We start from the raw sequence: 13,106 nt of genomic DNA, 5'->3' as shown, positions 1-13,106 counted from the left end.
ATTAATAAGGCATCTGATTCAATCGAAGACGGTTAAAAAGTTCAATACAAGCATCTACATTTAAAGCACGCTGCTCAAATTGAGTGGCAATTTTCATCGGACTGAGCGCATTGCAGAAAAACAGGCTGTCGATATGAGGAATTTCATCCATTTCCACATCACGCTGCTGACAGATAATGCCCTGATCCTGCATACGTTGCAAAATTTCTGCACGCATTACACCGAAGACGCCATTATAACGAAGTTCTGGTGTAATCCATGTATTGTTTATACGAATGAAGCAATTACTGCTCACCCCTTCAACAATTGTACCCTGCACATCAGTTACCAGTGCTTCCGGCCAGCCATGCTGATCCGCTTCCTGTTTAAGCAAAACCTGTTCCAGACGGTTTAAGGTTTTCAGCCCCACCAGATTCGGCATACTGAGGCCAATGGCCTGTTGCAATACACCCGCCTGAATATGCTCATAACTGAAGTCCTGTACAGTTTTCGGATAATAGAACACCCAAAGATCTGCCGGATGGTCTGGCAGGCTATAACCACGCTGTCCTATACCACGACTCAGTACAATCTTTAAGGTTCCGTTCAATTCAGCTTCTGATTTCAGTAACGCTTGCAAACTTTTTTCAATCAGGTCCAGATTAGCCTGCAAACTTAATTTTTGCTGGCTCATTCTTAAACGGGCTAGATGACGGTCTGCTAACTCGATCCGGTTTCGACGGATGCGCGCGGTAGTAAAGCAGCCATCTCCATAATGAAAGGCACGATCCAGCACATCTATATCTTTGACGGGTTGAGCATTTTTTAAATACAGCATGCTTTTAAGGCCTCTCTGGTGACGGATAGAGCGATGAAATATAAGCTCTGCCTATATATCTGTTTTACTCACATAAAATTCGTTTTTAATTATTTTTTATGCAAAAAATCTCCAGCTATTCTTGCCCCATCCAACAAAACAAAGAAACATTTGAGGCAAATATGAACATCCGTAAATTAAAAATTGGGGTATTGGCAGCACTGATTTCGGCAACCGCTTTTAGCGTATCTGCAAAAGACTTCCTGAACGTGTCTTATGACCCAACTCGCGAATTGTACGATAACTTTAATAAAGAATTCAGTGCTTACTGGAAAAAATCTACTGGTCAGGATGTGAACTTTAAACAGTCACATGGCGGTTCAGGCAAACAGGCACGTGCTGTCATTGATGGTCTGAATGCGGACGTCGTGACTTTGGCTCTAGCTGCAGATATCGATGAGATTGCAGCACGCGGCCTGCTACCAAAAGACTGGCAGAAAAAATTCCCACAAAACTCGACACCTTATACCTCAACCATCGTTTTCCTGGTGAAAAAAGGTAATCCTAAAGGCATTAAAGACTGGGGCGATTTGGTGAAACCGGGCGTAGAAATCATTACACCAAACCCAAAAACTTCTGGTGGCGCGCGCTGGAACTATTTGGCAGCGTGGACTTGGGCGAAACACCAACCAGGTGGCAATGATGCAAAAGCACAAGACTTTGTTCGCCAGATCTACAAGCAAACTAAAGTACTCGACTCAGGTGCGCGTGGTTCAACAACGACTTTCGCTGAACGCGGGATCGGTGATGTATTGCTGGCTTGGGAAAATGAAGCGCATTTAGCCATTCGTGAACAGCCAGGCAAGTTTGAAATCATCACCCCTTCTCTGTCGATTCTGGCTGAGCCACCCGTGGCAATCGTTGAAAAGAATGCCAAAAAAGATGGTAATGAAAATCTGGCTAAAGCTTATTTGAACTACCTGTACTCACCTGCGGGTCAAACGGTTGCTGCAAAGAATTTCTACCGCCCACGTAATGCGGCAGTATTAAAACAATACAGTAATGTCTTTAAATCGCTGAAGCTGGTGACCATTGATAAAGAGTTTGGTGGCTGGGACAAGGTACAGAAAAAACACTTTGCCAATGGCGGTATCTTTGACCAGATCGTAAAGGCAAATAGCACAAAATCGTAATAATAAATGTCTATGCAATAGCCTTGTTGAATAAGGCCATTGTTGTTTCAAATACTTATAAAATCTTTTATCTCATATTTTCATATAAAATTCATTTTTAATTATTTTTTATGCATAAAGAATAGGTTTATTCTTCACTCATGTTACAAAACGTGTAAGAGTTTGAGGTTCACATGCGCATTTCAACAAAACTAAAACTAGGGGTTCTGGCGGCTGTTATTTCAGCAACTTCATTTTCTGCTGCAGCACGCGACTTTCTGAATGTCTCTTATGATCCGACGCGTGAACTCTATGAAGACGTCAATAAAGAATTTGGTAAATACTGGAAAAGCCGTACTGGCCAAAGCATCAACTTCAAACAGTCACATGGTGGTTCAGGTAAACAGGCACGTGCCGTGATTGATGGTTTGGATGCCGATGTCGTAACTTTGGCATTAGCCGCTGACATTGATGTACTGGTCGAAAAAGCCAAACTGTTACCTTCAGACTGGCAGAAAAAATTACCACAAAACTCGACACCATATACTTCTACCATCGTATTCCTGGTACGTAAAGGCAATCCAAGGGGTATCAAGGATTGGGGTGATCTGGTAAAACCAGGTGTAGCGATTATCACACCAAATCCTAAAACTTCAGGCGGTGCACGCTGGAACTATTTAGCAGCTTGGGCATATGCCAAACACTTACCGGGTGGTAACGACAAAACTGCACAAGAATTTGTTCGTAAAATCTATAAACAAACCAAAGTACTTGATTCAGGTGCGCGTGGTTCAACCACCACTTTTGCTGAACGTGGCATCGGTGACGTACTACTGGCTTGGGAAAATGAAGCACATTTAGCCCTTCGTGAACAACCGGGCAAGTTTGAAATTGTGACTCCTTCCCTATCAATTCTGGCTGAGCCACCCGTGGCGATTGTTGAAAAGAATGCTAATAAAAAAGGCAACAAATACCTGGCTCAAGGTTATCTGAACTTCTTGTATTCACCACTGGGTCAGGAAATCTCAGCACGTAACTTCTATCGCCCACGTAATGAAAAAGTGCTGGCGAAATACAACCAAGTCTTTAAGCCATTAAAACTGGTAACTATTGATCAGGAGTTTGGTGGCTGGGATAAAGTACAGAAAGCCCACTTTGAAAATGGTGGTGTTTTTGACCAGATCGTTAAAGCTAACAGCGCAAAAAAATAATTTAAGCTAATTTCATACAGGAGCATCGACATGACTCATACGCTTATTGTTCCCGGTGTAGGTGGCAGTGAATACAATCACTGGCAAACCTGCCTGCAACACCGGCTGATGCGTTGCTCCCGTGTGCAGCAAAAAGACTGGAATCATCCGGTACTGGATGTATGGGTCGCTGAATTTGTTAAAACTCTGCAAGCCATTCCAGATGATGTACAAATTGTGGCACATAGCTTTGGCTGTTTGACCAGCGTGGCAGCACTGGCCCAGCATCCTGAACTGAATACTAAAGTCAAAAATCTGGTTCTGGTTGCACCTGCCAATCCTGCACGTTTTGGGGAAAATGGTTTTGCCCGTGATAGCCAGATGGATTACAGCGCCTATTTTCAGCAGCTCAAGATTCAGGCTCCAACGACTTTGCTGATCAGTGAAAATGATCCTTGGCTGAGTTTTGAAGATGCCCAGGTTCTGGCGAAAGCCTGGAAAATCAAACCGATTAATCTGGGAGCTGTAGGCCATGTCAATGTTGCTTCCGGTTTTGGTCCTTTCCCTGAAATTGAACAATATTTAATTTCAGAAAAGTCTATGCACCATATCAGCAAAGTTGATGAGAGCAAGTATTATTTTAAATTTGCATTTTAGTCCCTGCAAATTATGCTTGTGCCGATTCTATTTTCTAATTTTCGCTGGTTAACTTTAACCAGCATTCTCTCTTTTGAGGAGTAATCATGTCGCAGCGATCCCGAGTGCTGCCAGGATTTGGTCTTTCTCTAGGCTTTACCCTAGCGTATTTGTCATTAATCGTTCTGATCCCGCTGTCTGCCGTTTTTATTAAATCACTCGGCATTGGCTGGGAAGGCTTATGGGAAATCCTGAGCTCTGAACGTATCTTGAAATCATTACAGCTAAGCTTTAGTTCAGCCATTATCGCTGCTTTGATTAATGTAGTTTTTGGCCTGTTACTGGCATGGTGTCTGGTGCGTTATAGCTTTCCGGGCAAACGTATTGTCGACGCACTGGTCGATCTGCCTTTTGCCCTGCCAACCGCAGTTGCCGGTATTGCTCTGACTTCTTTATATGCACCGACTGGCTGGATTGGTCAATATCTGGATCCAATTGGCATTAAGGTGGCTTATACCCCGATCGGTATTACCCTAGCTTTGATCTTTATCGGTATTCCTTTTGTGGTCCGTACGGTACAGCCGGTTCTTTCTGATTTAGAAACTGAACTGGAAGAAGCAGCATCTGCACTCGGTGCGAACCGTTTTCAGATCGTCACTAAAGTCATTTTCCCAATTCTGCTGCCAGCACTGATCACAGGTTTTGCTTTGGCTTTTGCACGTGGTGTCGGTGAATATGGCTCAGTGATTTTCATTGCCGGTAACCAGCCCTTTGAGACTGAAATTGCACCCTTAATGATTATTTCCCGTCTGGAAGAATATGACTATGCCGGTGCGACCACAATTGCTGTAGTGATGCTGCTCATTTCCTTTGTAATGCTCTTCCTGATTAACTTATTGCAAGCTTGGGCGAGCCGTCGTACCGGGAGAACTGCACGATGAGTTTAAATACCAACAGCAATGCGCTGGCTGAAAAATTACAATCCCGCGATGCGACTCGTGAGCCGACCTGGGTACGTTATACCCTGATTGCGATTGCACTGATCTTTTTTTTAAGCTGCCTGATTCTGCCTTTAGTTCTGGTCTTTGTTGAAGCGTTTAAACAAGGCGTTGGCGTATATACGCAAGCCCTTGTTCATCCAGATACTTTATCTGCGGTCAAACTGACCTTGCTAACGGCTGTGATCGCGGTACCGATGAATGTAGTATTCGGCGTAGCTGCAGCCTGGTCAGTGGCGAAGTTTAACTTCCCGGGTAAATCAATTTTGACCACCATTATCGATATGCCTTTCTCGGTATCACCTGTTATTGCAGGTTTGATGCTGGTACTGATTTTCGGTACTCAAGGCTGGATGGGTGGCTGGTTGATGGATAATGACATCAAGATCCTTTACGCCGTTCCTGCGATTGTTCTGGCAACGATCTTCATTACCGTACCTTTTGTAGCGCGTGAGCTGATCCCTTTAATGGAAGCGCAAGGTACTGAAGAAGAAGAAGCTGCGATTGTACTCGGTGCATCTGGCTGGCAAACCTTCTGGAAAGTGACCCTGCCAAATATCAAATGGGGCCTGATTTACGGCGTAATTCTGTGTAATGCCCGCGCCATGGGTGAGTTCGGTGCAGTATCAGTGGTTTCTGGCCATATCCGTGGTGAAACCAATACTTTGCCGCTACACGTCGAAATTCTATATAACGAATATACCTTTAGTGCTGCGTTTGCCGTGTCATCGCTCCTGGCTCTCCTCGCAATTGTGACTCTGGTTCTGAAAACCTGGGTTGAACTGCGCCAGGAAAAACAAGACAAACGTAATGATGATTCAACAGTTTCTTAAGGAATGCCCACATGAGTATTCAAGTTAAAAATATTGAAAAACACTTTGGTGCATTCCATGCACTGAAAAACATTTCACTGGATTTCCCGGATGGTCAGCTGGTTGCCCTGCTCGGCCCTTCAGGCTGCGGTAAAACGACTCTACTACGTATCATTGCGGGTCTGGAATCTGCTGACGGTGGTCAGGTGATTCTGGAAGGTCAGGATGCAACCAATGTTCACGTTCGTGAACGTGAAGTGGGTTTTGTATTCCAGCACTATGCCCTGTTCCGTCATATGACCGTATTCGATAACGTGGCTTTTGGTCTACGTGTCCGTCCACGTTCAACCCGTCCATCGGAAGCAGAAATCAAAAAGCGCGTGACTCGTTTGTTAGACCTGGTTCAATTGGGCTTCCTGGCAGACCGTTATCCGGCTCAATTGTCTGGTGGTCAGCGTCAGCGTATTGCACTAGCACGTGCCCTTGCAGTTGAACCGCGTGTACTGTTACTAGATGAACCGTTCGGTGCACTAGATGCCAAAGTCCGTAAAGAACTGCGCCGCTGGTTACGTACCCTGCATGATGAACTGCACATTACTTCAATTTTCGTAACTCACGATCAGGAAGAAGCCTTAGAAGTTGCTGATCAGATCGTAGTGATGAACAAAGGCAATGTGGAACAGATCGGTTCACCACGTGAAGTGTATGAAACACCAAAAACACCATTCGTGTTTGACTTCCTGGGACAAGCCAACCGCTTCGAAGGTCAGAACAATGGCGGCATCATTCAGCTAGGTGAAGACCGTATTCAGTTCGATGCCGCTAAACAGGCAGCTCAGGGTAATGTCATTGTCTTCGCTCGCCCAGATGAACTGCGTATTCATGCACAACCACAAGAGAATGCGATTCAGGCCACCTTTATTCGTGAACTCTGGATTGCAGGAAAAGTCGTTGCAGAATTGAATGACCGCCAAGGCAATCTGATTGAAATTTCACTGACACCAGAAGAAGCCCGCGCTCATCAATTCCGTCCGGATCAAACTGTTTGGTTGAGTGCATTAAATCTGCATTTATTTGAAAACCAGGTCGCGTAAGACTGCAAGATGGGGCTTTTAAATGCCCCATCCTCTTATAGGGTAAAGAATTATGAATTTCCAACAATTAAGAATTATTCGAGAAACTGTTAGACAGAATTTTAACTTAACTGAAGCTTCTGCCGCGCTTTACACTTCGCAGTCAGGTGTCAGTAAGCATATTAAAGACTTGGAAGATGAGCTTGGTGTACAGCTATTTATCCGTAAAGGTAAACGCTTATTAGGATTAACTGAACCAGGCCAGGCACTTCTTGGCATTGTAGAGCGTATGCTGGTTGATGCAGACAATATCAAACGTCTTGCAGATGACTTTAACAAGGTCGATGAAGGTACATTAACGATTGCAACGACGCATACCCAAGCACGTTATGTATTACCGCCGATCGTGAATCAGTTCAAAAAAGAATTTCCGAAAGTTCATCTTATTTTGCAACAAGCCAGTCCAATGGAAATTACCGAAATGCTTCTTCAGGGTGAAGCAGATATCGGGATTGCGACTGAAGCCTTAACGACTGAAGAAAATCTGGCGAGTGTGCCTTATTATAACTGGCAGCACAGTATTATTACGCCGCAAAATCACCCGTTGAATAGCAAAGAACAGGTACGTATTGAAGACCTCGCTGGCTATCCGATTATTACTTATCACGGTGGTTTTACAGGTCGTTCTAAAATCGACTCAGCCTTTGAAGAAGCCGGTGTAGATGTTGATATTGTAATGTCAGCTCTGGATGCCGATGTGATTAAAACTTATGTCGAGCTCAACATGGGTGTCGGCATTGTCAATGATCTGGCTTATGATCCAGAACGTGACTATCGTCTGAAACAAATTAAAACTGATATTTTTGGTGTGAATACGACTTGGATTGCTGTGCGTAAAGGCCACTTATTACGTGGTTATGGTTATGAGTTTATTTCTTTATGCTCACCAGATGCAGATATCAAGGCACTGAAAAAAGTGGCTTATCCAGATGAATAATTAGTAACTATAAAATTTCATAAAGAGGCTGATATAAGCCTCTTTTTTTCTGTTTCTATCTACTCAATTTACATAAGCAAAAAGAGCTTTCTAATTTTTAAATCTTATTTTTACTTAATTGAAATTTATAAGGCTGTGAGCTTCTAAGCTTGTCTTGAGTATTACAAGAACAATAAAAAAAACGAGCCGAAGCTCGTTTTTTTATTAGGCTTAGCAGCTACAGCTTAGAAGCGGAAGCTTACACCCAATTTTGCTACTGGAAGCCATTCGTATTTATTGTCAGTGCGGATATCACGCTCTTCTTCTGCAAGTGCTACATCTAACCTATTTCCTTCACTACCAATTAAACCTGCGGCTTCTGGATTCACGCTTAAATTTGCAGTTGGATTTCCATTGTAGTAAGCACCAATTTCACCGAATACACCCCAACGATTTGTAATCGCTGGAGAGAAACCAACACCTACATATGGAGCGATATTGTTTTTATAAGATAAATCACCAGTAATACGGGCCTCTGTTGTTCCTGCATTAAAGCGTTCTCCACCAACTGTAAATGATGCATTAGTTCCTGAACGACGTTCTAAGTTATAGTCGTTGTCAATATAACCTACACCAGCAGCCATATAGAACCAGTTAGCCCATGGACGAATTTCAGCATTTAGATAAGTTAGGTTATTATCCATATCAAGGTCATATTTGTTACCGTTAATAGATAAATCATCTGACCAAGAGATATCACCACCGTTATAACCCAAGGTTACACCTACATATGGGTTTACACTCCAGGAGATTGCACCACCGTAACCTGTTGTACCTACTTCAGCACGTACAGATGCTGGTTTGAAGAAAGAGAATTCAGCTACGCCTTCATCTGTTACAATTGTTTCATCAGCAGCCATGACAGATCCAGCTGTGGCAGCTAGAACGGATACTGCTAAAAGTTGATATAAAGCTTTCATTATTTCTCTCCTCAAAAGAACTTTTTTTTCATCATTAGTTATTCGTGATGAGCTCAATATAAAGGAGCCAATGAATATTTTTTATTCGTGTTTTGCTGAGCTTTTGTTGTTTTTTGATACATATTAATTTTTCTTGTTGAATGATAAGCCTTTTTTAAACAATATTTGTACATATCTAAAATACGAAAAGGATACTAATCACTTTACTTGCGAATTTAATTCAGCACCCTTCCTAGTTTTCCATCTTTTTAGAGCAATATAGTGTAAAATATCGGAAATTTTTTTCTGGAAGGAAGATCATGTCTCAGCTTTCAACAATCATTGAACAAGCGTTTGAAGACCGTGCGAATTTCACAGCAGCAGACTGTCCTGCTGAAATCCGTCAAGCAGTTGAGGAAGTAATTGCTGGCCTGGACAATGGTACTTTACGTGTTGCTGAAAAAATCGAAGGTGAATGGGTTGTTCATCAATGGATTAAGAAAGCGGTATTGTTATCATTTAAATTAAACGATAACAAACCAATGGAAGCTTGTGATCTTCGCTTCTACGACAAAGTAGATACTAAGTTCTCTGACTGGACTGACGAGCAGTTTAAAGCTGCTGGCGTACGTGTTGTTCCTCCGGCGGTAGCGCGTAAAGGTTCTTTCCAGGCGAAAAACGTGGTACTGATGCCTTCTTATGTGAACATCGGTGCTTATGTAGATGAAGGTACGATGGTTGATACTTGGGCAACTGTAGGTTCATGTGCTCAAATCGGTAAAAATGTTCACTTGTCTGGTGGTGTAGGGATCGGTGGTGTTCTTGAACCGCTTCAAGCTAACCCAACTATTATTGAAGACAATTGTTTCATCGGTGCACGTTCTGAAATCGTTGAAGGCGTAATCGTTGAAGAAGGCTCTGTAATTTCAATGGGCGTATTCATTGGTCAATCTACCAAGATTTATGACCGTGAAACTGGCGAAATCCATTATGGCCGCGTACCTGCTGGTTCTGTTGTAGTATCAGGCAGCCTGCCATCTAAATGCGGTAAATACAGCTTGTATGCAGCTGTAATCGTGAAAAAAGTAGATGCGAAAACTCGCGCTAAAACTAGCCTGAACGATCTGCTACGCGAAGACTAAGATATCTTAACTTAGAGGACACATTTGTGTTCCTCGGAGCTTCAACCGCTCCTCGTCTCTACGGTCAGCAATGATCGTAGGGATTTTTATTTTTATACATTGTTATTTATTTTTCAGTGGTTAATGTTGTTATGAATACGCTTCGATCTTCCGCAATTCCAGTTTCTGATCCGTCTGCGGGCTTACGCATTACGGAGATCTTCTATTCATTACAAGGTGAAGCCAATACTGCAGGTTTACCGACCGTATTTATCCGCTTAACCGGATGTCCACTACGCTGTACCTATTGTGATACTACGTATTCTTTTGAAGGTGGCGAGCGCAAATCTTTAGATGACATTATCCAGACCACGCTTGATTTTAAAACGCCTTATGTCTGTGTGACCGGTGGTGAACCATTGGCGCAACCGAACGCCCTGCCTCTGATGCAGCGACTTGCAGATTTAGGCTGTGAAGTCTCTTTAGAAACCAGTGGTGCATTAGATGTTTCTAAAGTGGATACACGTGTATCCAAAGTTCTAGACTTAAAAACACCAACTTCAGGTGAAGTTGCACGAAATTTGCTTACAAATCTGGATCATTTAACTCAGCATGACCAGATTAAGTTTGTGATCTGTAATCGTGAAGATTATGAATGGTCAAAACAGCAGGTAGAACAGTACCAGTTGAATGAAAAAGTCAGCACGGTCTGGTTCTCCCCTGCATTTGCAGTTGAAAAAGGAGCTGCGCGCTTGCCACAATTGGCACGTGATCTGGCTCAATGGATTTTAGAAGACCATCTCCCTGTTCGTTTCCAGCTGCAACTGCACAAGTTGTTATGGAATGATGAAACTGGTCGTTAATTTTTGTAAATTTACTATATTGGAGTATTTGTTATGCGCCCTCGTGCCATTGTATTGTTATCTGGCGGATTAGATTCAACAACCTGTCTGGCTTGGGCGCAGGCACGCTATGAATGTATCGCACTGAGTTTTATGTATGGCCAACGTTCCACTACAGAACTTGATGCAGCTCGTGCGCTGGCTCAACGCTCGGGTGTAGAACATCGTGTCATCAATATTGATTTAGGTAACCTGGGCGGCTCAGCCCTTACTGATCATAGCATTGAGGTACCGGATCAATTGCAGGAAGGTATCCCGGTAACCTATGTGCCTGCACGAAATACCATCTTCTTATCTTATGCTTTGGCCGCTGCAGAGGTGTTCGGTGCCGAGGCTATTGTGATCGGTATTAATGCGGTGGATTATTCAGGTTATCCAGACTGCCGCCCGGAATTTATCGAAGCTTTTGCCAACATGGCACGCCTTGCAACCAAGGTTGGTATCGAAGGTCAGGCCCTGAAATTTGAAACACCTTTGTTACATTTATCCAAAGCAAATATCATTCGCTTAGGCCTAGAACATGGCGTAGACTACAGTCAAACGGTATCTTGCTACCAAGCAGATGACCAAGGACGTGCGTGTGGAACATGTGACAGTTGTCGTTTACGCAAGCAAGGTTTTGCTGATGCAGGTGTTGAAGACCCGACACGTTATTACCTTTAAAATCGATCAAGGTTATAAATCCATATTATGAATATTAAAGCCAAATTACTTGCGACTAGCCTACTCTCTTTGTCTGCCCTGTTTTCAACTGCATCTTTTGCAAATAATGATCAAGCTAAGGCAAAAGCAGAATTTGAGGCGATGAAAAAAGAATATACAACTGCCATGAAAAATGCTGGAAGCAGTTCAAATGTGCGTGACGGTTTAATTAAAGCCTGTGCTATTCCATACAAACAGGCAGTGAAGTACAAAAAACTGACTCAGTCTGATGTGAATAAGCTTTGTACATGTGAAGTAGATGCGGAAGGTAAATTGACTCAAGCCCAAAAATGGCAGATTCAAAGCACCATTAACCAGAAGAAAAACCCTGCAACTTTAGACTTTGTTAAAAAACAAAGCCAGAACGTGCAGTCTTGTGTAGGCCCACAGCTCGCAGGTAAATTAAATTCACTTGCTGCAGAAGCCAATAAAGCTGCTCAAAAGAAATAATCCTGACGGATGTTTTTCTAGGATAAGCCACTATAATGTGGCTTATTTTTTTGAAAAAATTTAGAAAAATTGGAGAGATCATGTCTGAGATCAGCTTACTTGAGCACACTTTTCCGACCACTACAGGTGAAATTAATCTGGCCCAACTGGATGCAGAATGGTTAATTATCTATTTTTATCCTAAAGATTCGACACCTGGATGTACCACTCAGGCAGTCGGTTTTTCTTGTTTAAAAGATCAGTTTGATGCGCTCAATACGACTATTCTGGGCGTATCACGTGATTCGGTTAAAGCGCATCAGAACTTCACTGAAAAACAGAATCTGACCATCAATCTGATCAGTGATAAAGAAGAAGTGTTATGTAAACATTTTGATGTCATTAAAGAAAAGAATATGTATGGCAAGAAAGTAATGGGCATTGAGCGCTCTACCTTCATTTTCCATAATGGCAAGCTGGTCAAAGAATACCGCAAGGTAAAAGCTGCTGGCCATGCTGAACAGGTTTTAGAAGATTTGAAAGCTTTACAGGCTGCTTAAGGTCTTTCATAAAATCAAAAAAGGCATGATCAGAAATATCATGCCTTTTTCTTTAGAGTTGCTGCAAAGAATAATTCAGTTCACTAAAGAAACCGCAATCGACCACATTACACAGCCAATAAGTACATCCAGTATTTTCCAGGCTTGTGGTCGCTGAAAAATAGGTTGCAAATAACGTGCTGCATAGCCCAGTCCAAAAAAGAATACAAAGGACGCACTAATCGCTCCTAAGGCAAATTGTATCTGTGCATTGGAATATTGGGTAGAGATGGAACCAATCAAGACTAAAGCATCCAGATAGACATGCGGATTGAGCCAGGTCAGCATCAAACAGATCAGCAAAACCTTATATAAAGAAGGCACATCTTTTTGATCTGTGTCCAGACACTGCTCATTCTTCCAAGCCTGATAAAAATGCTGAGCCCCATAAATCGCTAGAAAAGTCGCACCCAGATATTTTGCCATGTTGATCCAGTGTGGATTAACCAGCATTAATTGTGAAAATCCCAAAACACCGGCAAAAATTAAAATCGCATCAGATAAGGCACAACACATACAGATCGCAAAGACATACTGCTGTTTCAAGCCCTGTTTTAATACAAAAGCATTTTGTGCACCAATGGCAATAATCAGGCTAAAGCCTACCGCCAGACCTTGTATATATGCATTTAACATTGGAATATCATGGAATTATAAAGATGGAGATCATTATCTATGTTATTCTTTTCAATTAAATATAATTAAGAAAATATCATTCAGACTAAATTTTATTTAGGTAAG

The 13,106-nt window shown here is 42.5% G+C and carries 15 protein-coding genes; 12 read left to right on the top strand and 3 right to left on the bottom strand.

The window, feature by feature from the left end; translation table 11 throughout:
* Nucleotide 1: 1 nt before the first annotated feature.
* The gene (gene pabC, locus AC4MCD_RS04725; RefSeq protein WP_419365371.1) at nt 2–817 is read right to left on the bottom strand and encodes an aminodeoxychorismate lyase; all 816 of its coding nucleotides are present in this window, start codon (nt 815–817) and stop codon (nt 2–4) included.
* Between the two features lie 161 nt (nt 818–978).
* Here pabC and AC4MCD_RS04720 point away from each other — a divergent pair, with 161 nt between their 5' ends.
* From AC4MCD_RS04720 to AC4MCD_RS04690, 7 genes are all read left to right on the top strand, one after another.
* The gene (locus AC4MCD_RS04720) at nt 979–1,989 is read left to right on the top strand and encodes a sulfate ABC transporter substrate-binding protein (RefSeq protein ID WP_491876663.1); all 1,011 of its coding nucleotides are present in this window, start codon (nt 979–981) and stop codon (nt 1,987–1,989) included.
* Nucleotides 1,990–2,162: 173 nt separating this feature from the next.
* Nucleotides 2,163–3,179 (top strand): sulfate ABC transporter substrate-binding protein, encoded by a 1,017-nt coding sequence (locus AC4MCD_RS04715; protein ID WP_419365373.1) that lies wholly within the window; start codon nt 2,163–2,165, stop codon nt 3,177–3,179.
* Nucleotides 3,180–3,209: 30 nt separating this feature from the next.
* Nucleotides 3,210–3,815 carry an RBBP9/YdeN family alpha/beta hydrolase gene (locus tag AC4MCD_RS04710; protein ID WP_491876662.1) on the top strand — a complete coding sequence of 202 codons (606 nt, stop codon included), beginning with the start codon at nt 3,210–3,212 and terminating at the stop codon, nt 3,813–3,815.
* Nucleotides 3,816–3,901: 86 nt separating this feature from the next.
* Nucleotides 3,902–4,735 (top strand): sulfate ABC transporter permease subunit CysT, encoded by an 834-nt coding sequence (gene cysT / locus AC4MCD_RS04705; RefSeq protein ID WP_004784537.1) that lies wholly within the window; start codon nt 3,902–3,904, stop codon nt 4,733–4,735.
* Complete coding sequence (gene cysW, locus AC4MCD_RS04700) at nt 4,732–5,625, top strand: sulfate ABC transporter permease subunit CysW (protein ID WP_034171212.1); 894 nt, start codon at nt 4,732–4,734, stop codon at nt 5,623–5,625. Before cysT ends, cysW begins: the two co-directional genes overlap by 4 nt.
* Before the next feature lie 11 nt (nt 5,626–5,636).
* Nucleotides 5,637–6,698, top strand: coding sequence for a sulfate/molybdate ABC transporter ATP-binding protein (locus AC4MCD_RS04695; protein WP_125279340.1), 1,062 nt, complete (start codon nt 5,637–5,639; stop codon nt 6,696–6,698).
* Nucleotides 6,699–6,750: 52 nt separating this feature from the next.
* The gene (locus tag AC4MCD_RS04690) at nt 6,751–7,674 is read left to right on the top strand and encodes a CysB family HTH-type transcriptional regulator (protein ID WP_004784546.1); all 924 of its coding nucleotides are present in this window, start codon (nt 6,751–6,753) and stop codon (nt 7,672–7,674) included.
* 224 nt (nt 7,675–7,898) lie between these two features.
* On the opposite strand, the gene carO is transcribed toward AC4MCD_RS04690, so the two are convergent.
* Nucleotides 7,899–8,633, bottom strand: coding sequence for an ornithine uptake porin CarO (carO, locus tag AC4MCD_RS04685; RefSeq protein ID WP_491876661.1), 735 nt, complete (start codon nt 8,631–8,633; stop codon nt 7,899–7,901).
* A 299-nt stretch (nt 8,634–8,932) separates the two neighbouring features.
* Between carO and dapD the strand changes: the two genes are divergently transcribed.
* From dapD to AC4MCD_RS04660, 5 genes are all read left to right on the top strand, one after another.
* Nucleotides 8,933–9,754 carry a 2,3,4,5-tetrahydropyridine-2,6-dicarboxylate N-succinyltransferase gene (gene dapD / locus AC4MCD_RS04680; RefSeq protein WP_004784553.1) on the top strand — a complete coding sequence of 274 codons (822 nt, stop codon included), beginning with the start codon at nt 8,933–8,935 and terminating at the stop codon, nt 9,752–9,754.
* A 131-nt stretch (nt 9,755–9,885) separates the two neighbouring features.
* Nucleotides 9,886–10,596 (top strand): 7-carboxy-7-deazaguanine synthase QueE, encoded by a 711-nt coding sequence (gene queE, locus AC4MCD_RS04675; RefSeq protein ID WP_034171208.1) that lies wholly within the window; start codon nt 9,886–9,888, stop codon nt 10,594–10,596.
* Nucleotides 10,597–10,629: 33 nt separating this feature from the next.
* A complete protein-coding gene (queC, locus tag AC4MCD_RS04670) occupies nt 10,630–11,298 on the top strand; it encodes a 7-cyano-7-deazaguanine synthase QueC (RefSeq protein WP_180139328.1) in 669 nt (222 codons plus the stop codon).
* Nucleotides 11,299–11,325: 27 nt separating this feature from the next.
* Nucleotides 11,326–11,787, top strand: coding sequence for a hypothetical protein (locus tag AC4MCD_RS04665; RefSeq protein WP_034171206.1), 462 nt, complete (start codon nt 11,326–11,328; stop codon nt 11,785–11,787).
* A gap of 80 nt (nt 11,788–11,867) precedes the next feature.
* Nucleotides 11,868–12,326, top strand: coding sequence for a peroxiredoxin (locus AC4MCD_RS04660; RefSeq protein ID WP_491876660.1), 459 nt, complete (start codon nt 11,868–11,870; stop codon nt 12,324–12,326).
* Nucleotides 12,327–12,401: 75 nt separating this feature from the next.
* Here AC4MCD_RS04660 and AC4MCD_RS04655 read toward each other — a convergent pair whose 3' ends face one another.
* On the bottom strand, nt 12,402–13,001 hold the full coding sequence (locus AC4MCD_RS04655; RefSeq protein ID WP_491876659.1) for a LysE/ArgO family amino acid transporter: 600 nt from the start codon (nt 12,999–13,001) through the stop codon (nt 12,402–12,404).
* Between the last annotated feature and the right edge of the window lie 105 nt (nt 13,002–13,106).

Source organism: Acinetobacter sp. CAU_H_78 (genome assembly GCF_058599365.1).
This window is presented reverse-complemented; position numbering and strand designations above follow the sequence as displayed.

What these genes read in the sequence shown, in the direction of transcription:
- pabC (WP_419365371.1), bottom strand. Translation starts at nt 817, where the DNA reads ATGCTGTATTTAAAAAATGCTCAACCCGTCAAAGATATAGATGTGCTG.
- AC4MCD_RS04720 (WP_491876663.1), top strand. Translation starts at nt 979, where the DNA reads ATGAACATCCGTAAATTAAAAATTGGGGTATTGGCAGCACTGATTTCG.
- AC4MCD_RS04715 (WP_419365373.1), top strand. Translation starts at nt 2,163, where the DNA reads ATGCGCATTTCAACAAAACTAAAACTAGGGGTTCTGGCGGCTGTTATT.
- AC4MCD_RS04710 (WP_491876662.1), top strand. Translation starts at nt 3,210, where the DNA reads ATGACTCATACGCTTATTGTTCCCGGTGTAGGTGGCAGTGAATACAAT.
- cysT (WP_004784537.1), top strand. Translation starts at nt 3,902, where the DNA reads ATGTCGCAGCGATCCCGAGTGCTGCCAGGATTTGGTCTTTCTCTAGGC.
- cysW (WP_034171212.1), top strand. Translation starts at nt 4,732, where the DNA reads ATGAGTTTAAATACCAACAGCAATGCGCTGGCTGAAAAATTACAATCC.
- AC4MCD_RS04695 (WP_125279340.1), top strand. Translation starts at nt 5,637, where the DNA reads ATGAGTATTCAAGTTAAAAATATTGAAAAACACTTTGGTGCATTCCAT.
- AC4MCD_RS04690 (WP_004784546.1), top strand. Translation starts at nt 6,751, where the DNA reads ATGAATTTCCAACAATTAAGAATTATTCGAGAAACTGTTAGACAGAAT.
- carO (WP_491876661.1), bottom strand. Translation starts at nt 8,633, where the DNA reads ATGAAAGCTTTATATCAACTTTTAGCAGTATCCGTTCTAGCTGCCACA.
- dapD (WP_004784553.1), top strand. Translation starts at nt 8,933, where the DNA reads ATGTCTCAGCTTTCAACAATCATTGAACAAGCGTTTGAAGACCGTGCG.
- queE (WP_034171208.1), top strand. Translation starts at nt 9,886, where the DNA reads ATGAATACGCTTCGATCTTCCGCAATTCCAGTTTCTGATCCGTCTGCG.
- queC (WP_180139328.1), top strand. Translation starts at nt 10,630, where the DNA reads ATGCGCCCTCGTGCCATTGTATTGTTATCTGGCGGATTAGATTCAACA.
- AC4MCD_RS04665 (WP_034171206.1), top strand. Translation starts at nt 11,326, where the DNA reads ATGAATATTAAAGCCAAATTACTTGCGACTAGCCTACTCTCTTTGTCT.
- AC4MCD_RS04660 (WP_491876660.1), top strand. Translation starts at nt 11,868, where the DNA reads ATGTCTGAGATCAGCTTACTTGAGCACACTTTTCCGACCACTACAGGT.
- AC4MCD_RS04655 (WP_491876659.1), bottom strand. Translation starts at nt 13,001, where the DNA reads ATGTTAAATGCATATATACAAGGTCTGGCGGTAGGCTTTAGCCTGATT.